Origin of the sequence: Aquimarina callyspongiae (assembly GCF_034322225.1) — a bacterium.
Lineage (GTDB): Bacteria > Bacteroidota > Bacteroidia > Flavobacteriales > Flavobacteriaceae > Aquimarina.
Genome location: NZ_JAXLPA010000003.1, coordinates 307,386 through 330,639, shown reverse-complemented (window position 1 = coordinate 330,639; position 23,254 = coordinate 307,386). Strand labels below are relative to the sequence as shown.

The 23,254-nt window shown below is 32.1% G+C and carries 20 protein-coding genes; 7 read left to right on the top strand and 13 right to left on the bottom strand.

Features of this window, described 5'->3' with window-relative positions; all coding sequences use genetic code 11:
* Positions 1-28 precede the first annotated feature (28 nt).
* The 4 genes from U0D62_RS13790 to tsaB all read left to right on the top strand — a co-directional run bounded on the left by U0D62_RS13790 (position 29) and on the right by tsaB (position 4,795).
* Positions 29-1,150: an efflux RND transporter periplasmic adaptor subunit gene (locus U0D62_RS13790; RefSeq protein WP_322287889.1), complete on the top strand. Its 1,122-nt coding sequence runs from the start codon at positions 29-31 to the stop codon at positions 1,148-1,150.
* Positions 1,151-1,286: 136 nt separating this feature from the next.
* Positions 1,287-2,741, top strand: coding sequence for a TolC family protein (locus U0D62_RS13785; protein ID WP_322287888.1), 1,455 nt, complete (start codon positions 1,287-1,289; stop codon positions 2,739-2,741).
* A gap of 74 nt (positions 2,742-2,815) precedes the next feature.
* Positions 2,816-4,093 (top strand): efflux RND transporter periplasmic adaptor subunit, encoded by a 1,278-nt coding sequence (locus tag U0D62_RS13780; RefSeq protein WP_322287887.1) that lies wholly within the window; start codon positions 2,816-2,818, stop codon positions 4,091-4,093.
* 42 nt (positions 4,094-4,135) lie between these two features.
* Positions 4,136-4,795, top strand: a complete 660-nt coding sequence (gene tsaB / locus U0D62_RS13775) for a tRNA (adenosine(37)-N6)-threonylcarbamoyltransferase complex dimerization subunit type 1 TsaB (RefSeq protein ID WP_322287886.1) — start codon at positions 4,136-4,138, stop codon at positions 4,793-4,795.
* On the opposite strand, the gene U0D62_RS13770 is transcribed toward tsaB, so the two are convergent.
* The 7 genes from U0D62_RS13770 to U0D62_RS13740 all read right to left on the bottom strand — a co-directional run bounded on the left by U0D62_RS13770 (position 4,749) and on the right by U0D62_RS13740 (position 11,984).
* The gene (locus U0D62_RS13770; protein ID WP_322287885.1) at positions 4,749-5,453 is read right to left on the bottom strand and encodes a hypothetical protein; all 705 of its coding nucleotides are present in this window, start codon (positions 5,451-5,453) and stop codon (positions 4,749-4,751) included. The genes tsaB and U0D62_RS13770 overlap by 47 nt on opposite strands.
* 237 nt (positions 5,454-5,690) lie before the next feature.
* Entirely contained in the window at positions 5,691-6,392 is a 702-nt protein-coding gene (locus U0D62_RS13765) for a hypothetical protein (RefSeq protein ID WP_322287884.1), read from the bottom strand.
* 392 nt (positions 6,393-6,784) lie between these two features.
* Complete coding sequence (locus U0D62_RS13760) at positions 6,785-7,531, bottom strand: hypothetical protein (RefSeq protein WP_322287883.1); 747 nt, start codon at positions 7,529-7,531, stop codon at positions 6,785-6,787.
* A gap of 79 nt (positions 7,532-7,610) precedes the next feature.
* Positions 7,611-8,345 carry a hypothetical protein gene (locus U0D62_RS13755; RefSeq protein ID WP_322287882.1) on the bottom strand — a complete coding sequence of 245 codons (735 nt, stop codon included), beginning with the start codon at positions 8,343-8,345 and terminating at the stop codon, positions 7,611-7,613.
* A 51-nt stretch (positions 8,346-8,396) separates the two neighbouring features.
* A complete protein-coding gene (locus tag U0D62_RS13750; RefSeq protein ID WP_322287881.1) occupies positions 8,397-10,433 on the bottom strand; it encodes a thioredoxin domain-containing protein in 2,037 nt (678 codons plus the stop codon).
* 150 nt (positions 10,434-10,583) lie between these two features.
* A complete protein-coding gene (locus U0D62_RS13745) occupies positions 10,584-10,784 on the bottom strand; it encodes a dodecin family protein (RefSeq protein ID WP_322287880.1) in 201 nt (66 codons plus the stop codon).
* Between the two features lie 294 nt (positions 10,785-11,078).
* Positions 11,079-11,984: a NifU family protein gene (locus U0D62_RS13740; RefSeq protein WP_322287879.1), complete on the bottom strand. Its 906-nt coding sequence runs from the start codon at positions 11,982-11,984 to the stop codon at positions 11,079-11,081.
* A gap of 264 nt (positions 11,985-12,248) precedes the next feature.
* Here U0D62_RS13740 and U0D62_RS13735 point away from each other — a divergent pair, with 264 nt between their 5' ends.
* Positions 12,249-13,268, top strand: a complete 1,020-nt coding sequence (locus U0D62_RS13735) for a PorP/SprF family type IX secretion system membrane protein (protein ID WP_322287878.1) — start codon at positions 12,249-12,251, stop codon at positions 13,266-13,268.
* Positions 13,269-13,341: 73 nt separating this feature from the next.
* Here the strand turns inward: U0D62_RS13735 and U0D62_RS13730 are convergent, their stop codons facing one another.
* Both U0D62_RS13730 and U0D62_RS13725 read right to left on the bottom strand, forming a co-directional pair.
* A complete protein-coding gene (locus U0D62_RS13730) occupies positions 13,342-13,851 on the bottom strand; it encodes a rhodanese-like domain-containing protein (RefSeq protein WP_322287877.1) in 510 nt (169 codons plus the stop codon).
* Positions 13,852-13,886: 35 nt separating this feature from the next.
* Positions 13,887-15,059 carry a vWA domain-containing protein gene (locus U0D62_RS13725; protein ID WP_322287876.1) on the bottom strand — a complete coding sequence of 391 codons (1,173 nt, stop codon included), beginning with the start codon at positions 15,057-15,059 and terminating at the stop codon, positions 13,887-13,889.
* 224 nt (positions 15,060-15,283) lie between these two features.
* Between U0D62_RS13725 and U0D62_RS13720 the strand changes: the two genes are divergently transcribed.
* Positions 15,284-17,488 (top strand): tetratricopeptide repeat-containing sensor histidine kinase, encoded by a 2,205-nt coding sequence (locus tag U0D62_RS13720; RefSeq protein WP_322287875.1) that lies wholly within the window; start codon positions 15,284-15,286, stop codon positions 17,486-17,488.
* Positions 17,489-17,553: 65 nt separating this feature from the next.
* Entirely contained in the window at positions 17,554-18,285 is a 732-nt protein-coding gene (locus tag U0D62_RS13715) for a LytR/AlgR family response regulator transcription factor (protein ID WP_322287874.1), read from the top strand.
* On the opposite strand, the gene murI is transcribed toward U0D62_RS13715, so the two are convergent.
* The 4 genes from murI to U0D62_RS13695 all read right to left on the bottom strand — a co-directional run bounded on the left by murI (position 18,286) and on the right by U0D62_RS13695 (position 23,254).
* Positions 18,286-19,074, bottom strand: coding sequence for a glutamate racemase (gene murI, locus U0D62_RS13710; protein WP_322287873.1), 789 nt, complete (start codon positions 19,072-19,074; stop codon positions 18,286-18,288). It abuts the gene before it with no gap.
* Between the two features lie 84 nt (positions 19,075-19,158).
* Positions 19,159-19,668: an OmpH/Skp family outer membrane protein gene (locus tag U0D62_RS13705; protein ID WP_322287872.1), complete on the bottom strand. Its 510-nt coding sequence runs from the start codon at positions 19,666-19,668 to the stop codon at positions 19,159-19,161.
* An 88-nt stretch (positions 19,669-19,756) separates the two neighbouring features.
* Entirely contained in the window at positions 19,757-20,581 is an 825-nt protein-coding gene (locus tag U0D62_RS13700) for an OmpH/Skp family outer membrane protein (protein ID WP_322287871.1), read from the bottom strand.
* A gap of 36 nt (positions 20,582-20,617) precedes the next feature.
* Positions 20,618-23,254: a BamA/OMP85 family outer membrane protein gene (locus U0D62_RS13695; RefSeq protein WP_322287870.1), complete on the bottom strand. Its 2,637-nt coding sequence runs from the start codon at positions 23,252-23,254 to the stop codon at positions 20,618-20,620.

Genomic DNA, 23,254 nt, shown 5'->3' with positions numbered 1-23,254 from the left:
TAATAATCAGAATAATCTAATCAATCAAATGAAAAAGTTTTTAAAAATTCTATTAGTAATCGTCTTTATAGCCTTACTTGGCTTTTCAGGTAAATATCTTATAGACTCTAATAGTAAATCACCTATTGTATTCACTACAGAGAAAGCCTTTAGAACTTCCATTGAAGAAAAAACTGTAGCTACCGGTAAAGTAATACCAGAGGATGAAGTTGCAATTAAACCGCAGATTTCGGGAATTATCGAGAAGATATATGTAGAAGAAGGAGCTGCTATCAAAACAGGAGATCTAATTGCTAAAGTAAAAGTAGTACCTAATGAACAATCACTAAATAGTGCACGAGGTAGAGTTAAGAATACTCAGATCATACTTAATAATTCTAAAATAGAGTATGATAGAAATAAAGCCTTGTTTGATAAAGGTGTAATCTCAAGTCAGGATTTTAATAATGTAGAATTAAGATATAACCAGGCAAAACAAGATGTAGCAAATGCGCAAAGTGACCTTCAGATTATTAGGTTAGGTTCTGCAGGAGGATCTTCCATTGCTAATACGAATATTAGAGCAACAGTGTCAGGAACTATTTTAGAAATCCCAGTAAAAGAAGGAGATCAGGTAATTGAAAGTAATAACTTTAATGATGGGACTACGATTGCTACTATAGCAGATCTTAATAAAATGATTTTTGAAGGAAAAGTGGATGAGGCAGAAGTAAATAAACTTAAGATCGATATGCCACTTAAAATAAGTTTAGGAGCAATAAGAGATAAAGAATTTGATGCAAAATTAAAGTTTATTGCGCCTAAAGGGAATGAAGAACAAGGAGCGGTACAGTTTAAAATAGAAGGAGAAGTGTATCTGGATAAATCATACTTTATCAGAGCAGGATATAGCGCTAATGCATCTATAGTATTAGATACTAAAAATGATATTCTTGCGATAAAGGAGGCGTTGTTACAATTTGACAAAGAAGAGAACCCTTATGTTGAGATTAAAACTGGTGATCAACTATTTGAAAGAAAAGATATAGAAATAGGTTTATCAGATGGGATTAATGTAGAGATAGTATCGGGAGTTACAGAAGAAGATGAGATTAAAGTCTGGAACAAAACCGAACCGATTAAAAAAGATCCTGAAGGAGGGCAGAACTAAAAAAATTGAGGATTTTGGCTAGTTGCAGAGTGTTTTTAAGCTCCTAACTAAGGACTTTTAGAAGTCAAATTACCAAAAAAATCAATTTTGTTAAAAAAAGATGTAACAATAGCAATCAATTATATACAAATAGGGTATGATGCGAATTAAAATTTCAATTTTAGTTTTTACTTTTCTGGGAATAATGAGTTCTCAGGCTCAAGAAAAGAAATGGACACTAAGGCAATGTGTAGAACATGCTTTAGAAAATAATATAACGATAAAACAATCAGCTCTTGATATAGAGGTAGCTGAGATTAATGAAAGCGATGCAATAGGGAACTTTTTACCTAATTTAAACGCTTCTGCTAGTAATTCCTGGAGATCAGGTCTGGCAACAAACCCAATAACAAATGCTAACAGCACAGCTACTTTTAGAAGTTCTAGTTATGGGGTTAATGTAGGAGTAACTTTGTTTGATGGTCTTAGAAACTTAAGACAATTGCAAAGAGCAAAATTAAATAAGTTATTGAGTCAGTATAACCTTGGTAAATCCAAAGATGATATTGCACTTTTTGTAGCTAATAGTTATTTGCAAGTGTTATTAAATAAGGAATCTTTAAAAGTTGTAGAGAAACAACATGATATTACTTTAGAGCAGTTAAAGAGAACCAAAGATTTAGTAGATGCAGGTGTTTTACCAGAAAATGATCTTTTGGAAATTGAAGCTACGTCTGCAGATGAGTTAACTCGAATTGTACAGGCAGAAAATGCAGTTTTAATTGCACGTGTTGGATTGGCTCAAACACTTTTAATAAAAGAATATGAGAGTTTTGATATTGCAGAACAAGAATATTTAATTCCATCAGCAGATATTTTAAATAAATCTATAGAAGAAATAAGAACAACTGCAAGAGAATCAAGATATGAAGTACAGATTGCAGAACAAAACAAGTTATTGGCAGAAAAAGATCTACAAATTGCAAGAGGTGCTTATTACCCTACATTAAGTGGATCATTTAATTATGGAACTAGTGAAGTAGGTACCGGTAATTTTGTACCTGCAGGAGTGGATCCAGATAATCCAGTGATAACAGAAGAAATAGGTTTTGTAGGAAGTTCTGGAGAGTCAGTATTTACAAGCAGACCAAATATTCTTTTACAAGAAACAGGTCCAACATCTTTTATCAAGCAATTGTATGAGAATGATGGTATTTCATATGGTGTATCTCTTAGTGTTCCAATTTTTAATGGTTTCTCTACAAGAAACAACGTTAAAAGAAGTAAGATCAATGTAAAACGTACTGCATTTCAGTTAGAGCAGGCCGAGTTAGATTTAGATAGTAACGTATATCAGGCATATCTGGATGCAAAAGGATCTGCAGAAGCATATGAGGCATCACAAGTAGCTGTAAAGGCACAAGAAAAAGCGTATGAATATGCTAAGGATCGTTATGATGTAGGATTGATAAATGCTTTTGATTTCAGTCAATCAAAATTCAGATTAGAAAATGCGCAAAGTAATGCTGTACAAGCTAAATTTGATTATATATTTAAAATCAAAGTTTTAGAGCTTTATTTTGGAATAAAGATCGCAGACATAAAATTATAACAGTAAGCCTTCTATTTGGGCTACTGCATAAAAGGTTGTAATTTCATACAACAATATTAACCATTAAGTAAGTCATGAATAGAAAAACATTACTTCTCATTTTAGGCATTGCCGTTGTTTTAATAGTAGCTTTAGTAGTAGGTAAAAAAGCTGGTTGGTTTGGTAAAGAAGGAAATTTTAAATCAGTTTCTGTTACCAAAATCGAGAAAATTGATATTGTTGAAACTGTTGCGGCAACTGGTAAAATTCAGCCTGAAGTAGAAGTTAAACTTTCATCAGAAGTATCAGGAGAGATTATTGATTTACCAATAAAAGAAGGACAGCAGGTAGAAAAAGGAGATCTTTTAGTGCGTATAAATCCAGACATTATTCAATCAGGATTAAACAGGCAACAGGCAGCCCTTGAAACGGTTAGAGCAGGATTGCAACAAGCAGAAGCAAGTCTTAAAGAAGCTAAGTTTAGCTATGATCGTAATAAAGAATTGTTTGAAAAAGGAGTAATCTCTAAAGCAGAATGGGATAGAGCTGTATCAGCATTTGAGGTTGCAGAAGCCTCTAAACAATCTGCCTATTATAATGTACGTAGCGCTCAGGCATCAGTAAATGAAGCAAAAGATAACCTTAGTAGAACTACTATTTATGCACCTATGAGCGGTACTATCTCTAAACTATCTGTAGAATTAGGAGAACGTGTGGTTGGAACCCAGCAAATGGCAGGTACAGAAATAGTACGTGTAGCCAACCTTAACAATATGGAAGTTGAAGTGGATGTTAATGAAAATGATATTGTGAAAGTAGCGATAGGAGACTCAACCATAGTTGAAGTTGATGCTTATCTTAAAAAGGAATTTAAAGGATTGGTAACCGAGATTGCTAATTCTGCAGAAAATACACAAAGCGCAGATCAGGTAACTAATTTTAGAGTAAAAGTTCGAATATTAGAAGAATCATATAAGGATTTACTAGCTGATAAGCCAGAAAGTTATTCTCCTTTCCGTCCGGGAATGACTGCGACGGTTGATGTTATTACTAATAAAAGAACCGGGATTGTAGGAGTGCCAATTAGTGCAATTGTAATTAAGAATGATACATCTTCTACAAAAAAGAGTTTTTCTAAAAATGATAAAATAGAATCTGATAAGAAATTCGAATGTGTATTTGTTAAAGATGGCGAAGTTGCCAAATTAAGAGTAATTAAAACAGGTATACAAGACGATACTAATATAGAAATCACTTCTGGCTTAGATGAAGGAGAAGAGGTGATAACTGGGCCATATAACGTTGTTACCAAAACGTTGAAGACCGGTGATAAAATTGCATTAGAATCAGAAAAAAAATCTAAGACGAAATAAGGATAAGAAGGATTAGGTTATCTTTGCCTAAATTTTTGAAAGATGGCCTATATTCTTTGTATAGAAACTTCTACCACAAACTGTTCTGTAGCTTTAACAAAAGATAAAGATGTTATCGTATGTATTGAGGATTATGATACAAAATATTCTCATGCAGAACGATTACATGGATTTATAGATCAAGCTGTTAAAAAAGCGAATATCAAATTAACAGATTTAACAGCAGTAGCTGTTAGTAAAGGCCCTGGATCTTATACAGGACTAAGAATCGGAGTTTCTGCGGCCAAAGGTTTATGTTATGCTCTTGACATACCTTTGATATCTGTACTTACATTACAATCTTTAGCGGCTCAAGTTAAAATAGACGAAGGATATATTATACCTATGCTTGATGCCAGACGTATGGAAGTGTATTCAGCAGTGTTTTCTGACACTTATACACAAATTAGAGAGACACAAGCAGAAATATTATCTGATACTTCATTTGATAGCTATTTAAAGGAAAATAAAGTGCATTTTATAGGTAATGGAGTGAATAAGTTTTCCGAAATCTGTGAGAATGATAATGCTGTATTTATAAAAGATAAATTGCCATCTGCAGGTGAGATGGCAACTATTAGTTATGATAAATTATTAAAAACAGAATTTGAAAATGTTAGTTATTTTGAACCGTATTACTTAAAAGACTTCGTGACGGGTTAGCATCAATATTTTTTAGAGCATTATATTTTGCTACAAAACGAATAAGATCTTCTTCTTTTCTAAGTTTAATTTTTTCTTTTTTCATATACATCTTAAGCTCCTTTTCTTTATCAGAGAAAGTAGATAACATGGCTCTTTTATTCATAGGTAATTCCATAATTACTCCATTTTCTTCTACATAAAATTTAGTAATGGTTTTGATTTTCCCTGTAACCGCACTTCCTGTCATAGTATCCATTTCTTGAGGCTCGGTTATTTTGAGCTCCTGTTTTTTGTAAATTCTATATAGATCATTTAATTCAACTAAAATGAAATACCCTTTCTTTTTAAGGCCTCGTTGCGTTTTAAAATCACAATAGTAATAATAATCATCCTGTATTCTGACATGTATCGTAGGTGTCTTAATTACCTGATACATTTTAGAGCCATTTTTATATTCTAATGCATCGTTATGAACATTATATCTAAGGTCTGCATCATAAGTACCGCTTTTTTCATCAATGACGCTAGATTGTTCGTAACTATTGCTAGCATATATTGAACCGGTATATGTCTTAAACTTAGAGGTTTCGTCTGCTGGTTTAGATATGGACCAGGGAGATTGAGCTAATAGGATCGAACTGGTCAATAAAATTAGCATTTGGATGGTCTTTCTCATAATAAATTTGTTTGGGGGAGATAAATGTAACGATAAATACGATGAAATGCAAGTTATTAATTATTTTGATGAATTTTTGTAAGATTTTTGTAGTCCCTTTGAGTTAGTGAAAATATTGAAAACACTTATTAATTATCTACACATATAAAAACGAATTGCCGTCTTAACTAAGACGGCAATTCGTTTTTATATGAACCTTAAGAAAGGTATGGAAAAGAGGTGTTTAAAAAATTATGGCTAATTGCTTCTTCCTCTGTTACTCAAAAGGCTACGTGATGGGCTAGAATCTATGCTTTTCAGGGCATTGTATCTGGCTACAAAACGTATAAGATCTTCTTCTTTTCTAAGGCGAATCTTTTCCTTTTTAATATATTTCTTAAGTTCTTCTTGCTTATCACTAAAAGTAGCAAGCATATCTTTTTTACTTGTTGGAAGTTCCATTATCATCCCATTTTCTTCAAGGTAGTATGTGGTGATAGATTTAATTCTTCCTGGTTCGCCAAGTTGCGTCAATGTATTTTTTTCAGGTTCAGTTATATTAAGAGTAAGTTTCTTGTAAATCCTATATTTTTCATTGAGTTCTACCAGCACGTAGTATCCGCTTCTTTTGAGACCTCGCTGATTTTTAAAATCACAGTAATACAAATAATCTCCATCAATTCTGACATGAATTGTTGGTCTTTTCATTACTTCATATAAATTAGAATTTATTGTGTACTCTATAGCATCAGTATAGATATTAAACCTAAGGTTGGCATCAAAAGTTCCTGATTTTTCATCAATTACACTAGCTTCTTTATATCTGCTTTTCATGTAAATAGAACCCTCGTAGTCGTCAAATGTAGTAGTTCTTTTTATAGATTTAACTAAAGATTGAGGAAGTTGGGCAAACAGAAGTGGCGAAGATATAAGGCATAAAAAAAGTAGTATTTTTCTCATAGTTCACGGGGTTTAGATATTGTTAAATCTAATAAAATAATCGACGAAATACAAAAAAACAGGTTTTATGACACAATTTTTACGAAATTCTCAATAAAAATATCAGTAGTGCTTTGATTTTGAGGAGAAAAATGAAATTTGATAAAAAATCCACATAATTTTTTTACGGAAAAACCTTATTTTTTGTAGGATTTATATTACTAAAACGTTGTAGTTTGGTTTTTTTTAGATCTTAAGTGCTTGTTTTATAGGGGATTTATTCCCTGTTTGAAAAAGAATATAGCGTACAAAAAGAATGTCGCTTTTGCTATTTTAAGATAAGACAATGAAAAAGCCTTCGAAATTTAAAATTTGAAGGCTTCAAGATTTATTATTTTAAAAAATCTATAAACTTATAAAGTATTGAAATATTTAATCAATGTTATCAGATCTTTCTCTTGTTTAAACTTTAATTTTTCTTTCTTTATAAAACTTTTTAGTTCATTCTGATGTTTAGGAAAGGCATTGGCAATTTTCTTTTTGTTCATAGGAAGTAAAAGAAACTTTTCTCCAGATCTTAAATAATAATGTTGATGATCACTAATTCTGCCAGGTACATCAGTTTCTAAAGATGTTTTTGCAGGTTTAGGCATATGTAGTTTTTGATAGTGTCTTTTATATAAGATGAAGTTATCAGTTTTCATTAATTCTTGAAGATATCCTTCTTTAGTAGCGTTTTTATCATCAGGGAATGCTTTGTAAAAGAATTTGTCAGAATTAATTTCGGCGTGATATCCGGTATTTTTCAAGAAACCAAAAATTTCATCTGAAGATAAATCATACTTTACTTCAAATATGTCATTATATACGTTATACCTCAGGTATACATCTACTTTTTTACCTGTAAGGTCATCCGATATTTTTCCAGGCAAAAAAGTATCATATAAATAAGGAGTACCCTTTAAATCTTTAGGATCGATCTTTATATCTTTTGCGATTTGATCAAAAAATTCTTGTTTTATCCTTTGTGTATGATAAATTTCTGGAACAGAGAAATTATAACCTCCAGCCAAATCTGAAGCGGGTCTCACATTACTTTGCGAATAATTGTGGAGTGAAAAAAATAAAGTTACTAGAATAAAAAAAGATCTGATTTTCATGATAGTTAGTGTTTACCATAAAAATAATAAAAAAAAGCTAGTATCTATCTTATAAATAAGAACTTGCTGAGTGATTTAATTATAAAGTACTATAATAGGTGATTAATTTAATATAATCGTTATCGGTTTTAAAGCTTAATTTTTCTTTCTTAATATAGGCTTTCAGCTCTTTTTGATACTCAGGGAAAACTTGTATGATTTTCTTTTTACTTTTGGTTAAGTAGATACTCTGCCCATTGATCACAAGAAAATAACTATGATAACTAAGTAATCTAGCCGGTTGATCGATCTCAAAAGCTACTTTGGCTTTTTTAGGAGCGCGAAGCGTTTGATAATGCTTTTTAAATAATGTAATATTACTTGTTTTAAAAAGCACTAAAACATACCCTTTTTTGAAGTTGTTTTTTTCATCTATATATGTTTTATAATAGAACTTATTGCTACCTAGTTTTGCGTTATATCCTGTTTTTTTGATTAAATCAAATACTTCATCAGATGACGGATCGTATTTTATTTCAAAAACATCATTATAAATATTATATCTTAAATGGACATCTACTTTTTTTCCGGTGAGATCATCATAGATTATTCCTGGTAAGAAAGTTTGATTTAAATATGGAGATCCTTCAAAATCTTCAATAGTTGTTTGAAGTTCTTTAGATATTTGTTTACTAAACTCTAATTGGATCCTTTGAGTGAGATAAACTTCGGTTATAGATGAGGTGTTTCCACCAGAAGCCGGAAGAGAATTTTGAGCATAATTCAAAGAATAACAAAACAATGTTGTTATAATAAAGAACCTCTGAAATTTCATAAAAAAAGAATTTAATCTCTTTTTAAAGATAGCAAAAAAGGATTATAACTATTAACGAATAAAATTAATAGCCTCGTCCACCTTTTCAACAGGAAATTTACAGGTATTGTTTTCACATACATAAATAAGTGTTCTATCAGAAGTGTATCTGTTTTTTAGCAAAGGCCTTTCTGAATCGGATTCACTTCCTGCCAATAACATATTGGGGATATACGATTTATTTAACTCATTTAATTTATTGTTAGTATCTGAACCGGTAATTACAACCTCATAAAAACTATAAGAATAGTTAAGCATAAGATCAAGCCAGTTAGAGTATCCTGAAGCATACTTATCAATGTGTGGTTTAATATTGTGAAGCATCTGTTTGCTGATCTCTTGATATTCTGAATTATCATAGTAATGAGAGAGTAAGAATAAGTTTTTTGCCATAATAGAATTAGAGGCAGGAATTACATTATCTGTATACTCTATGGTGCGAGTTATCAATTTAGGATCTTCGTCAGAAGTAAAATAAAAAATACTTTTATCAGAATCGTAGAAATGCTTAAAAGTATATTGTGTAAGTTGCTCTGAAATATCGAGCCATTGAGAATCAAACGTGTTTTGGTAAAGTGTTATAAAAGATTCTATTACACTGGCATAATCTTCGAGATATCCATTAATGGTACTCTTCCCATTCTTATAACTATGAAATAAAGAACCATTAGATTGTAGTTGTTTGTTTTTAATGAAATTGGCGTTCTTTAAAGCAGCTTGCAAAAATTTCTTTTCACCAAAAACACGATATGCATCCAGATATCCTTTTAGCATCAATGCATTCCATGAGGTTAATGTTTTATCATCTAACCTAGGCCTGGATCTTTTTTCTCTTTCTTTTAATAAAAGTTCTTTCCATTCAAGCACTTTTTTTCTTAACTCACCAAGATCAATACTATTTTCATTAGAAAACTCCAGGTTACTATCTTTCCTGATAAGAACATAGTTTTCTTTTTCCCAGAAACCATATGAGTTTATATTATAATATTTAGAGAACAACTCATAGTCACTATCTAATAATATTTTTAATTCTTCTTTTTTCCATACATAAAAAGCGCCTTCTTCTAATTCTCCTTCTGGTGTTTGACTATCGGCATCTAATGATGAATAAAAAGCTCCCTCATCGTTTGTGAGCTCTCTTGATACAAATTGAAGTGTTTCATACACTACGTCTTTATACCATGAATCTTTTGTAGCTAAGTAAGCATCAGAATATAGACTTACCAATTGAGCATTATCATATAACATTTTTTCAAAATGAGGAACATGCCATTTATCGTCTGTCGAATATCTTGCAAATCCACCACCTATATGATCATAAACACCACCAAACGAAATCTTATCCAGCGTTCCGTTCACATACTGCATTAGCTCTTTATCGTTGGTTTGATGAGCGTATCGTAGTAAGAAGTGATAATTATTAGGCATCATAAATTTAGGAACTCTGTTGGTGCCTCCTTTTTTATGATCAAAACTATTACTCCAATCATTTACAGAAGAAGTGATAAATTCTTTATCAAATCCAATCTCATCTGTATTGACCTCTATAAGATCAACAGCTTTAATACCTTGTTCTAGTTTTTCAGCATATTCGACAAGTTTTTCAGGTTGTTTTTGATAAAGATCTGCGATTTGTTTTAAGGCATCAATCCAGTTTCCTTTAGGAAAATAAGTTCCACCCCATACAGGTCTTCCATCGGGCAAAGTAACCATGTTTAATGGCCAACCGCCACTACCAGTCATCAATTGCACTGCACTCATATATACCTGATCAACATCTGGACGTTCTTCACGATCTACTTTAATGTTTATGAAGCTACTATTCATAATTTCTGCTACCACTGGATCTTCAAAGCTTTCGTGTTCCATAACATGACACCAATGACAAGCTGCATATCCGACACTGATAATGATGAGTTTATTTTCTTCTTTAGCTTGTTTTAATGCTTTGTCTCCCCAAGGTTGCCAATTTACAGGGTTGTGTGCATGCTGTAAAAGGTAAGGGCTAGTTTCATGAATTAGATCATTGGTATACTTGTGTTGTTCCATCGAGGTATTTTGACTTGTGCAGGTAGTAAATAAAAATGCTAATATGATAAGAAAAGGATATCTCACTTTGATAATTTTTTGCAATTCATAAAAATATAAAAAGCATCCCGATTAACTCAGAATGCTTTTCATAAAAAAAAGATATTTTTTTTAACTTACCTCAAAAGAGATTTTAAGATTCACTCTAAACTCTGTTACATCGTTATCTTTAACAACTACGCTTTGATCTGCTACCCAAGCAGAACGTATATTTTTAACAGATTTTCCGGCTTGTTTTACTGCTTTTCTGGTTGCATCTTCCCAGCTTGTTTCAGAATTTGCTAATACTTCAATAACTTTAATGATTGCCATTGTATGATTTTTAAGTTAATATTTTTTGTGATTGAAGTAATTAAAACTTTATACTATTTGTAGGTTAGTCATTGTGATCGTTATTCTTTTTAATGGTTTGTTAATAATTTAAAAAGATATAATATCAATCAAAAAACTCTAAATTTCCATCTGCATAATTTGAGCAGGCTCGCCTTACAGAAAAAGTCAAAATAACTTCTAGTCTCTAAGATACGAGATACTTCATTGATTTTGAAACAAAAGCAACTAATATTTTAACAGTTTTTTCGGTGTAAGAATTGATTAATCGATAAACTACCCATTTATAGCTTCTACTGTCTCGACTTTACCTTTAAGCATTTCTCTTAACATATTCTCAATACCATTTTTTAATGTAAATGTAGAAGATGGACAACCACTGCAGGCTCCTTGTAAAATTACTTTTACGCTTTTACTTTCTGCATCATATGAATCAAACAGTATATTACCACCATCACTGGCAACCGCGGGTTTTATATATTCTTCAATAATGTTTACAATGTCTTTGGATATATCGTCTAATTTTTCGAAATCGACGTCTGCTTGTTTTTGTGCTTGACTTTTAGAGACAGTAGCATTGGCAGAGAGCACTTCTTTTCCTTGCTCAAGATAATTACGTAAAAACTCTCGAACCTCCATTGTGATATCATTCCAGTCTGCCATGTCGTATTTACTGATAGAAATATAATTCTCATCAATATATACTTCTTTTACAAATGGTAAGTGAAACAACTCTTCTGCTAGAGGAGAGTCTTTAGCATCATCAATGTTTTTAAACTCATGTCCAGATGTAACTAATTTTTTATTAGCCACAAATTTTAATACCGCAGGATTGGGAGTACTTTCTGCATAAATAGTAATAGGACTCTTTTTAGCACCTTCCTGTTCGTTAATTACAGGTTCTCCGCTATTTAAATAATTTTTAATTTGTTCTGCTACTTCATCCTGTACGTCTGCCCATTCTACAATATCATATTTATCAATTGCAACAAAGTTTTGTGCAATAAAAACTCTTTTAACAAAGGGTAGATAAAATAATTGTTGAGCTAGAGGAGAGTTTTTTGCCTGATCTATATTTTCAAACTCATAACTGGTATGTTGAGTCAAGAAATAATTAGCCTCGAATTTAACAATTCCGGGGTTTGTAGTAGGCTCTATTTTTATTTCAAAATTCTTTTGCATATTCAATTTTTTGCAAATTTACTAAAAAGTAATTCCATAAGAGTAGGGTTTATGATATTAAGAATGTTTTAATATTAGGGGAAATATTTTAAAACTAGGGGAGAAAGAGATATTCTTACAAAAATTTATATATTTGGCACTTGGCATAGCCGATATTTTCAATTTTATAAAAAGAAATATTGAAGCCCCACAATATTAGCTGCTTTTAGCAGTTAAAGAGAATATTGTAAATTTTATGTGGCCCCATTAAAGATACGTGCCTATATGAACTTGAAAAAGTATTTTTTATTATTTATTGTACTGATTTCTCAACTTGTTATTTCACAAGAAGGAATTCCCGTATACGCAGATTACCTTTCTGATAATCTATATTTGGTTCATCCATCTATGGCTGGAGCTGCAAACGCTAATAAAATAAGACTTACTGCCAGAAAGCAGTGGTTTGATGTGGATAATGCGCCTAATACCCAATCTGCAAATATTAATTTTAGAGCAGGAGATAAAGTGGGTCTTGGTGGTATCGTTTACCGAGATGAAAATGGTCGTTTTAAACAAACAGGTGTATATGCTACGTTTGCTTATCATTTGTTGTTTTCAAGAGACCGTACAGATCTTAATATGCTTTCATTTGGTATGAGTGGAGGATTTATTCAATCTAATGTAGATGAGAGAGGGTTGTTAGATCCTACAGGAGTTGATCCAGATCCAGTAATTCTGAATAGAGTACAAAAAGATGCTTATTTTAATATTGATGTAGGAGTATCATATAATTACCTGGATTGGTATGCCCATTTTACAGTTAAAAATCTTTTGCCAACGGTAAGAGATATTTTTGATAACAATACACCTGTAAGAGAGTCTAATAATCAGCGAAGATATATTGTATCTACAGGATATGTATTTGGTCTAGGTGGTCCCTGGAGTTTAGAACCTTCATTATTGTATCAAGCAACTGATCAAACAAAAGAAAGCACTATTGATGCTAACTTAAAAGTATATAGAAGTTTAAGTGATTTTGCTACATTATGGGGAGGATTTTCTTATAGAAGGAGTTTTGAGGGGGCAGAGTTTTCTCAAAGCGGAGCTGAAATAGAAAGTCAAAAACTACAATACCTTACTCCATTTTTTGGAGTTAATTATAAAAACTGGATGGTTGGATATACTTATAGTTATCAATCAAACTCTGTAGTCTTAACTAATGGAGGTTTTCACCAGTTGACGGTAGGTTATGATTTTGGAAAACGTAAAGAGCGTTGGAATTGTAATTGCCCTGCAGTAAACTAAGAAATAGGAAAAATATAATTAAAAAAGGCTGGCCAATTTGGCCAGCCTTTTTTAATTGTTGTATTAACCATTTTTATTCTGCTTCTGTACCTTCCATCAATAATTCCTCATTTGTAATATGTACTAAAGATGATAACTCATATACATTCTTGTAGCCATATCCATATAAATTAATATAGGTAGGAATGTTTAGAGCCAGAGGAATTTTTTTTGATGCAAAATTTATTTTGTCTCCATCAATATTGTTGTTACAGTAAATAAGGATTCTAACGGTTTTTGAAGGTAGTACTTCAGCCAATTTCTCTTCAGTAAAGTCGGAAAAATTAATATGAATTGCTCCTTTAAGATGTTTTTTCTTGTAAGCAGCTTCGGATCTGGTATCTAGGATAACTGTATTTCTATCATTTATATATTTAAGAAATACGTCAAACGGAATCAATCTTGATTTTCGGTATTCTAAAACCTCTTCTGACATCTCTAGAAAAGAATTATAATCTACTTTGGATTTAGGCAATTCTTTTTCTTGTGATAACATTGATATAGGAATAAAAGTTAAGATTATAATATAGCAAATGATTTTCATGGCTTTTTAGATTTATTTATCGTTATTGTCTTTGTTTACTCGTCCCAGGTAAAAGATTTTTTCTTCCCTTGTTTTTTTATAGCATTTAATAGGGCAGTTTCTAAGCTGGTATCATCTTTCTTACTATTGTTTTTGATATAAGCCACTCGTTTTTTGTTGAGTTCCTGGATTTTGTTTTGAATCTCTTTGCGTTCAATACTTTTTTCTTCGATGTATTTTTTGCGTTCGCTTTTAGTCTTTTTCTGAAGTTCTTCTGGTAATTCTTCTTCTGCCACTTCATCTAATTTAAATTCTTTGTCTTCTGCAGCATCTACCAGGTCCCAGCTTTTGTTTTTGTAAAACCCAGAACTTTTACTCACGGTTCTGCTTACACCATTGGCGGCGCTATAGGATTGAGCATTTGTATCTTGCTCAGCCTGTAAACTTCTTTTTTGTCGACCGTTTCTGCCGTAATAGATGTATGTTTTGTTTAATTTTTGATTAAGCTTAAGAATAATATCATCATATGGTGTTGCGATATGTATTGTTTTTTGGTTATGATCAATAGCGCTGTATTCTCCGTGGGTAATATCAGCACCATCTTTCCATTTGGTTTCAATACCTTGACGATAATTACCACAAAATATGGTGTTAATAGTAATGTCTTTTTCTAGAGCATCTGTTGAAGCATCCTTATAATTAACCGGGCCTTGAGTAAAAGGTTCATTTCCGGCAATGAAAATTAATTTAAGATGGTTTTCGTTCTTTTTCCAATCTAATTGATTGATGGAGGTATTAATTACTTTACCGCAAAACTCGTTACCACCATTTGTAGTAAGACTAAAAAGCTCTTTTGATATCTCATCCAGATCTGTAGAGAAAGGTAGCACTTGTCTAATATATCCTTCTCTGGATGATAAGCGATCATTACCGTATTCATATAATGCGATTTGAAGCTTTATTTTATGATTACCACATTTGGCATAGGAAAGCTCATTTACAATTTCCCAAAGCTGCGCTTTAGCCTGGTCAATAAGTCCGTCCATACTGTTGCTGGTATCTAATAACAAAGCCACCTGGATATTTCGTATATCAGGGTCTGTTTTGGTAGTATAAATCTCTTGTATTTTTTCTCCTTGTAATGCTAAATCAGAATTTGACTTATGGTTGGCATTACAAGAAAAATGAATTCCGATTAAAAATAACGTACAGATATAAATTGCTTTCATGGCCTTTTTGATTTTTTATAATTCGGTTTAAAATTATGTTCAACTTTTTTATTAAAAAACCTGTAATGAGTCATGTAGGTTGTAAAATGAGTAAACGTGCCTTTCTATTTAGGGAAAAGACCATTTGATAGGTGTAAAATGATATAAAATAAGATGATCAAGATATACTGATTTTAATATCCCGTTTAAATGATTTAAGTTTACCTAATGTCAAATAAGATATGATGAAGAAGATAGGTTTGGTAATAGTATTTCTTTGGTTGTTACCCATATGTATAATGGGTCAGGAACGCTCTGTGACAGAAACTCCAAAGATCATGACAATCAAAGGTTCTGTAAAGGAAGAGAAGACCTTAAAACCCATAAAAGATGTAGAGGTTCAAATTTCTGGACAAGGAATGGTTAAGACTGATGCTTTTGGTGATTTTAAGATTAGAGCTAGAGTGGGTGATGAACTGATTGTAAGACATGACAGCTTTAAAACCGTTTTTTATACAATTGAAAACAATGAGAGGATAGATGTTAAAGTAAAAGAGAATCCTGCAAAGTCAAAATCAAAATTTAGCCGTAAGCAGAATAGTAGTGTTGTGTATAATGAAAATCTTAATGCTGCACGTAACTCTTTAAAAAGTGATGCATCTACAAGTATTGGGTATATTACTAATGCGTTGGAAACTATACGGGATGATGATCCAGATAGTGATAATAAGAAAGCTGTATTGTTTGAAACACTTGCGGATATATATGGATATTGGAAACAACCTGACCTTGCTGAAAGTAACTATTCGGTTAGTCTTAGCCACAAGTATAATACAGATGTAAAAATAAAACTTGGCAATTCACAATTAGAAGATAATAACTATCAAGGAGCGTTAAATACATTTATTGAACTAAAAAAGAGAAGACTAAATACTGCGCAAAAGATTAAAGTATTTAGTGGATTAGGAGATAGTTATAAGGGATTGAATGATTATAATAATGCCACAAGTAACTATAATAAAGCTTTGTCTTTAAGTCAAAAAAGAAAAATGGAGGATGATGAAATTTTACTGAACTCTAAATTGGCTGAAGTATTAGAGCAACAAGGAAATTTTGGTGATGCAGAGCAACGTCTTGATAACTCAGTTCAATTGGCAAATCGTAGAGATAAAAAATCTGCGGCCAGACAACGATCTAAAGCTGCTGATTTTTATAATAAAAACAATAGTTATGATAAAGAGATACAATTACGAAAAGAGGCTCTTGAAGATATTGAGGAGATTGATATAGTAAATGATTCAATTAGTCTTGATGATAAGGCATTGAATGCTCAAGTCCAAAATTATAAAATAGCAAGTGCATTTGCTGCACAATCAGAATATGATGAAGCTATCCCATATTTAAAGGAAAGTATTAAGGAAGCTGAATCAAAAAATGATCTTGTCATCCAAAAAGATGCTACCAGAAAATTAGGAGAAGTATATCGTGAAAAAGGAGAATTGAAAAAAGCATCTGAAGCCTTTAAAGAATATGAGGTGATTGTAGATAAATTGTATGTGCAAAAAGAACAAGAAATTTCCCAAACAGCGCGCTTTAGTAGAGAACTTGCGCTAAGAGCTAATCGTATCACTACTCTGGAAAAAGATCGTGAGTTAAATGAAGCTAAATATCAATTGGCTTTTGCCGAACAGGAAATATCTAAGCAAAGAAGCTTGCAGCAACAAGTAATTATCTATGCGTTGATAGGTGTAATGGCATTGCTACTGCTTGCTGCATATCTAATGTACCGTAATATGAGGCAACAACGATATGCTAATAATTTATTGGCATTAAAATCTCTGCGTTCTCAGATGAATCCTCATTTTATTTTTAACGCATTAAACTCTGTAAATGCTTTTATTGCAACTAATGATGAGAGAACTGCCAATAGATATCTTACTGATTTTTCTTTATTGATGCGTGCCGTATTAGAAAATAGCGAAGAGGATTTTATTCCGTTAGAAAAAGAAATCGAACTGCTAGAGCTATATGTTAAATTAGAACATTTTAGATTTCTGGATAAATTTGACTATACGATTGAGGTAGATGATAATATTAATATTAATGAATATATGATACCTCCTATGTTATTACAACCTTATGTAGAAAATGCAGTATGGCATGGGTTGAGATATAAATCCGAGAAAGGGAGATTGACAATTTCTTTCAAAAAGTTGACTACTGATAGTATGCAGATTATGATTGAGGATAATGGTATTGGACGCAAAAAATCAAAAGAGCTTAAAACTGTAAATCAGAAATTACAGAAATCCAAAGGAATGAGTAATATTAAAAAGAGAATAACAATTCTTAATGAAATGTATAAAGATAAAGTAGATGTTTTTATTTCTGATTTAGAGAATGAAGATGGAGGTACTCAAGTATCTTTAACACTTAAAAAAGATAGATAAACAAATTACTGTAGTATGCAATCTGTTTATGGTAACCAAATATGAATATATATAAAATATAAATTGTGAATTTAAGTGCGATAATTGTTGATGACGAAGCAAATAGTAGGGCTATTCTTAGAAATTATTTAGGGAAATATTGTCCTTCTGTAAAAGTGCTGGGAGAAGCTGCAAGTGTAAAAGAAACTTTAGAGCTTTTAAAGTCTAATGATCCTGATCTTCTTTTCTTAGATGTAGAAATGCCTTATGGTAATGCTTTTGATTTATTAGAGCAAGTCCCGGATCGAACTTTTGAGATTGTATTTGTAACGGCTTATGATCATTATGCGGTAGAAGCACTTAATGCACAAGCAACATATTACTTATTAAAACCAATTGCAATCGATAATCTGATTAAAGCAGTAGATCATGTAAGTCATATTAAAGAACGAGAAAAAGAATTGCAGGATGCCGTATTAATATCAAAAGTATCTGCTACCGAAGGTAAGATTACAATCCCGCAACAAGATGGTTTTGAGGTGTTAGAAATTTCAGATATCCTGTATTGCGAAGCAGATGATAATTATACTAAGATATTTCTTGATAAAGGACGGAAATTGGTAAGTAAGACACTTAAGTATTTTGAAGATTCATTAACTCCGCATGGTTTTGCCAGAATCCATAAAAGTTATCTAGTAAATGTAAATAAAGTGATTAGATACAGAAAGGGAAAAGGAGGGAGTATCGTGCTTTCTTCGGGCAAAGAACTAAGTGTATCATCTTCTAAAAAAGGAACGCTACTGGATTACTTTAAATAATTAAAAATCTAGTTGTTTAATATTACAAAGAGAAGAGTTGTTTTTTAATATATTTTGCAAAGTAGTAATAGTACTATTGGTAAAAAAAGTGTGAGAACCAGCTTTGTTATCTTGATTCAGTAATTGATTAATCGAAAGAATAGCTTTTGTTTGTCGAGCGACAGCTTCTCCAGAATCAATAATGGTTACTTGGTTGTTGAGTATTTTTTTTAAAACTGGAATAAGGTATGGATAATGACTACAGCCCAAAACAAGGTAATCTATATGTTTCTCAATCATCGGTTGTAAATGAGACTGGAGGAGTGAATACATTTCGGGAGTGTATATTCTATCTTCTTCAATTAACTCTACTAAACCAGTACCTATAACCTCAATGACTTCGATGTTATTTGCATATAAATCTGATGTTTCAGCAAATAACTCACTAGATAATGTTCCTTTGGTGGCAAGAACACCTACTTTTTTGGTTTTGGTATTAATGGCAGCTGGTTTTATGGCTGGTTCAATACCAATAAACGGAATATCATAAGTTTCTCGAAGAATCTTTATTGCATTTGTGGTAGCTGTATTACAGGCAACAACAATAATTTTGCAATTGAATTCCAATAGTTTTTCCACATTTTTAATGCTGAGGTCAATGATCTCTTGTTTGCTCCTTTTACCATACGGAGCGTATTTACTGTCCGCTAAATAAATGGTGTCTTCATTTGGTAATGCATGAGCAATCTCTTGCCAAATAGAAGTTCCTCCAACTCCAGAATCAAATATGCCTATTGCTTGATTTTGCATTATAAAATGATATTATCCCAAAAATAAAAAACAGTGAGTTGGGATCTCACTGTTTTTTTATTTTTTACTAAAATTAGATGTATTTTAAATACCTAGATCTTTTTTTACATCAGCCATAAGATCTTTTCCATCTGCCATGATTACTCCAGTACCTGTTGTAGAATCTAATACATATTGGAAACCTTGAGCTCTAGCTACTTTTTGAATAGAAACTCTAGCGCTTTCATAGATAGGCTTAAGTAATTCGATTTCTTTCTTTTGTAGGTCCTGTAAAGCGTTTTGTCTGTAATCACTAATGCTTTTTTCAGTTGCTTGAAGTTCTTGTTGTCTTTTTAGATTTTCTTCATCAGTTTTAGTTTCTGCTTCTTGAGTATACTTTTTCATTGTATTTTGAAGTTCAAGAAACATATTTCTAATCTCTGCCTGATATGTATTGTTTAGTTTTTCAATTTCGCTTTTGGCAGCTTTATATGCTGGCATTGCTTCAACTAATTCTTGTGATGCTATATGTGCTACTTTAGATTGTGCGTTTACAAAACTTGATGCTCCCAATGTTAATGCGCAAGCTATTAATAGTGTTCTAAACTTTTTCATTTTAAGTAATATTAAGTGTGTTATAAATTTAAAAATTAATTTTTCTTCATTCTCTTTTTCGTCACCTCCGTTGTTATTTGGGGTTTCATTATCTATTATTTCCTTGAATACTATCTCTTTGTGCTTTTAGCGCATTGATAGAATCTTTTTTTCTTTTTTGTGCTTCAAGAAGTTTTGCTCTTCTTTCTTCGTATTCCTTTTTCTTAGCAGCTCTAATTGAATCTCTTTCGGCTTTACGTTGTTGAAGAAGTTCTTCTCTTTGAGAAATCTTTTGTTGAGCATTTCTCTCTCTGTCACTAACTTCTTTTTCTTGATCGGCATTTCTTTTTTCTGCTCGCTCAATCGCCTTTTTGTCTTTTTTACTATTTATTTGTTTTCTTTTAGAAGCTCTATTTATTCTTAATAACACTTGATCACTGATGTCATGTCTATCCGCCGAATATAACATTACTGGCTCTGCTGACTTATCAAAAACAAAGTCGTATTTTTTATTTTTAGCAACTTCTTGTACTGCTACGAAAACTTGATCCTGAACAGGTTGTACTAAACGTTTTTTTTGAATAAATAAATCTCCGTTAGGGCCAAATCTTTTTTGTTGATATTCTAATATTTCTTTTTCCTTAAATGTGATATCTTCTTCTCTTTCCTCAATAAGTTCTTTGGTTAAAAGAACACGTTCATTATTGAGGTCTTTCCTCATTTGTTCTACTCCCTTTAGTTCTGCTTCAATTTCCACCTTCCATTTTTGTACTTTGGTTTCGAGATCCGCTGCCGCTTCATTGTACTCAGGAACATTTTCTAGGATATAATCCATATCGATATATCCGATTCTAATACCTTTTTGAGCTTCTGCAGAATTAGTGAATGATAACCAGCTTATCACTGCCAATACTAAAAGAACTTGTGTTTTCATGATTCTGTTTTGTTTATAGAAATAATCGTGCCAAAATTAAAACTGCTGACCTATGATAAAATGCGTTTCCCATCCGTTAGGACCCGTATTTGTACCTGGAATTGGATCGAAACCATATCCAAAATCGATACCTAACAATCCAAAGGCTGGCATAAATATACGCAAACCTGCTCCAGCAGAACGGTTTAATTGAAATGGATTAAAGCCTTTGAAACTATCAAAAGACGCTCCACCTTCTAAAAACGCAAGCATATAAATAGATGCAGACGGTTTTAGAGTAATAGGGTAACGAAGTTCTAACGAATATTTATTATAAATTGTTGCACCATCAAGTCCAGAATCTGGATTATTTGATCTGCTTTGTGGAACCAATGACTGATTTGGATACCCTCTAAGTGCCACAACCTCTCTACCGTCAAGGCTTGTAGCTCCTAATCCATCTCCTCCTACAAAAAATCTTTCAAAAGGAATTGTTCCTCTGTCATTGTTATATGCTCCTAGAAAACCATATTCAGCACCGGTTTTTAATACTAAAGGTTTTTTTCCTATAGTAAAAAGGCTGGTATACCAAGTACCGTCAAATTTAAGTTTATAATATTCTAACCATTTAAAACGCTCTTGATCAATTTCTCCTATCTCATCATTAATTTCATTACGTCTTATTACATCCTGAGGTTCTGAGAGGTCAAGACCATCTCTTTCTGCTTCTAGAGCATCCGTTTGGCTGGCAAGTGCACTATAATCTTTACCGTCAAATAAAGAATATGGTAGCGAAAGTTTTGCTACAAGATTAAATTCAGATCCTGCTGTCGGGAAAATAGGGTTAACCGAAGTGTTATTTCTGTTAATTCCAATAGTATACGCTAGATCATTTGAAGATCCATTACCGAATGTAAATAACCCAGTATTGTAATTCTTTAAATTATAGTGTCTAATACTAAGGGCTTGCGATAATGTAAAATAGTTATCTGGCCAGTTTAATCTTTTTGCGATACCTATCGATCCACCTGTGATCAAGAATTTTCTTTCTCTGTCAACATCACGAGTTCTACTATCAAATAAGAATTGAATCGTATGAGAAAATGATGTAGAAAGCTGGTATGGTCTTTTTCCTCCTAACCAAGGCTCTATAAAAGAAAGACTATAGGTTTGGAAAAATTGACTTGCCTGAGCACGTATTCTTAACGTTTGACCATCTCCCATTGGTAATGGACGGTATGCATCTTTATTAAAAATATTACGTATTGAGAAATTGTTAAAAGCAAGTCCTAAGGTACCGATAAAACCTCCTCCACCAAAACCTCCTTGGAGTTCTATTTGACTAGCTCCTTTTTCAACAACAGGGTAGTTGATATCAATGGTTCCCTCTTGAGGATTGGCATTCTGAAATTGTGGTTCTAATTGCTCCGGATCAAAGAAACCTAATTGACCAATTTCACGAACCGTTCTTACTACAAGATCTTTGCTATAACGTTCGCCAGGTTTTGTTCTTAAAATCCTGTAAATTACGTGATCATTAGTTTTTTCATTTCCAGAAACAGTGATGTGATTAAAGTGTACCAGTTTACCTTCACGTATTCTAATCTCAAAATCTATTGTATCATTTTGTACATTAGTTTCTACGGCATCTATTGATGAGAATAAGTATCCATTGTTCTGATACAAATTGGTTAAATCATTAGCGTCGGGTTTTGTATTATCTGCAATTTGCTTTTCTAATAATACGCCATTATACACATCGCCTTTTTTAATAACCAACTGTCTTGCCAACTGCTGATCGGTGTATACACTATTACCTAAAAAAGTAATGTTACCAAAATAATATCTATCTCCTTCTTCTATATCCAGATTTAATGATACGCTTTGATCATCATTAACAATGAGGGTGTCTGAAGTAATACGTGCATCACGATATCCTTTTTCTTTATATTTTGTAACGATATTTTCTTTATCCTCCTGATAATCTCCTTTGATATACTTTGATCTTTTCCAGAATCTCCAAGGTTTTCTTTTCTTGGTGTTTTTCATTGCCTTTCTAACCTTGGCGTCAGAAAATTGAGTATTACCATTAATGACAATCTCATCGACTTTTACACGATCTCCTTTGTCAATTCTTACCAGCATATTAACCTTATTGGTAGGTACGGTATCTTTTATCCCTACTGTATTGATTACTACCTTGGTATTTAGATACCCCTCTTTTTTGTATTTATTGGAGATAAAGTTTCGAGTAGTGGTGATTAAATTCTCTGTAACCTTAGCGCCTTTTGTAAGGCTATTTTCTTTAATTAATTCTTCTGACTTACGTTTCTTAACGCCTTCAATACGGACTTCGTTTAGTTCCGGAACCTCTTGAATATTAATTTCTAAATCGGCAACATCACCTTCTACCTTAGTAATGTAAAAATTGATGTCACTAAATAATTCAAGATCCCATAATCTTTTTATCACAGCACTAATACGATCTCCAGGAAGGAAGATACGTTCTCCTTTCTTAAGACCGGTAAAGGTGATTACCGTACCTTCATTATAGGTAGTGGTACCTGTAACTTTAATTTCACCAATAGTGTATTGTTTTCCGGTAGTACCAGGTAAATTTTGTGCTGAAAGCGTTACTATATTTACTAAAAATACAAATAATACGAAATGCGCAATGGGTAATTTTTTTGTCAT

What these genes read in the sequence shown, in the direction of transcription:
- U0D62_RS13725 (WP_322287876.1), bottom strand. Translation starts at nt 15,059, where the DNA reads ATGAAAGCAATTTATATCTGTACGTTATTTTTAATCGGAATTCATTTT.
- U0D62_RS13760 (WP_322287883.1), bottom strand. Translation starts at nt 7,531, where the DNA reads ATGAAAATCAGATCTTTTTTTATTCTAGTAACTTTATTTTTTTCACTC.
- U0D62_RS13700 (WP_322287871.1), bottom strand. Translation starts at nt 20,581, where the DNA reads ATGAAAACACAAGTTCTTTTAGTATTGGCAGTGATAAGCTGGTTATCA.
- tsaB (WP_322287886.1), top strand. Translation starts at nt 4,136, where the DNA reads ATGGCCTATATTCTTTGTATAGAAACTTCTACCACAAACTGTTCTGTA.
- U0D62_RS13755 (WP_322287882.1), bottom strand. Translation starts at nt 8,345, where the DNA reads ATGAAATTTCAGAGGTTCTTTATTATAACAACATTGTTTTGTTATTCT.
- U0D62_RS13745 (WP_322287880.1), bottom strand. Translation starts at nt 10,784, where the DNA reads ATGGCAATCATTAAAGTTATTGAAGTATTAGCAAATTCTGAAACAAGC.
- U0D62_RS13720 (WP_322287875.1), top strand. Translation starts at nt 15,284, where the DNA reads ATGAAGAAGATAGGTTTGGTAATAGTATTTCTTTGGTTGTTACCCATA.
- U0D62_RS13735 (WP_322287878.1), top strand. Translation starts at nt 12,249, where the DNA reads ATGAACTTGAAAAAGTATTTTTTATTATTTATTGTACTGATTTCTCAA.
- U0D62_RS13770 (WP_322287885.1), bottom strand. Translation starts at nt 5,453, where the DNA reads ATGAGAAAGACCATCCAAATGCTAATTTTATTGACCAGTTCGATCCTA.
- U0D62_RS13750 (WP_322287881.1), bottom strand. Translation starts at nt 10,433, where the DNA reads ATGGAACAACACAAGTATACCAATGATCTAATTCATGAAACTAGCCCT.
- U0D62_RS13740 (WP_322287879.1), bottom strand. Translation starts at nt 11,984, where the DNA reads ATGCAAAAGAATTTTGAAATAAAAATAGAGCCTACTACAAACCCCGGA.
- U0D62_RS13705 (WP_322287872.1), bottom strand. Translation starts at nt 19,668, where the DNA reads ATGAAAAAGTTTAGAACACTATTAATAGCTTGCGCATTAACATTGGGA.
- U0D62_RS13790 (WP_322287889.1), top strand. Translation starts at nt 29, where the DNA reads ATGAAAAAGTTTTTAAAAATTCTATTAGTAATCGTCTTTATAGCCTTA.
- U0D62_RS13765 (WP_322287884.1), bottom strand. Translation starts at nt 6,392, where the DNA reads ATGAGAAAAATACTACTTTTTTTATGCCTTATATCTTCGCCACTTCTG.
- U0D62_RS13730 (WP_322287877.1), bottom strand. Translation starts at nt 13,851, where the DNA reads ATGAAAATCATTTGCTATATTATAATCTTAACTTTTATTCCTATATCA.
- U0D62_RS13785 (WP_322287888.1), top strand. Translation starts at nt 1,287, where the DNA reads ATGATGCGAATTAAAATTTCAATTTTAGTTTTTACTTTTCTGGGAATA.
- murI (WP_322287873.1), bottom strand. Translation starts at nt 19,074, where the DNA reads ATGCAAAATCAAGCAATAGGCATATTTGATTCTGGAGTTGGAGGAACT.
- U0D62_RS13695 (WP_322287870.1), bottom strand. Translation starts at nt 23,254, where the DNA reads ATGACAAAAAAATTACCCATTGCGCATTTCGTATTATTTGTATTTTTA.
- U0D62_RS13780 (WP_322287887.1), top strand. Translation starts at nt 2,816, where the DNA reads ATGAATAGAAAAACATTACTTCTCATTTTAGGCATTGCCGTTGTTTTA.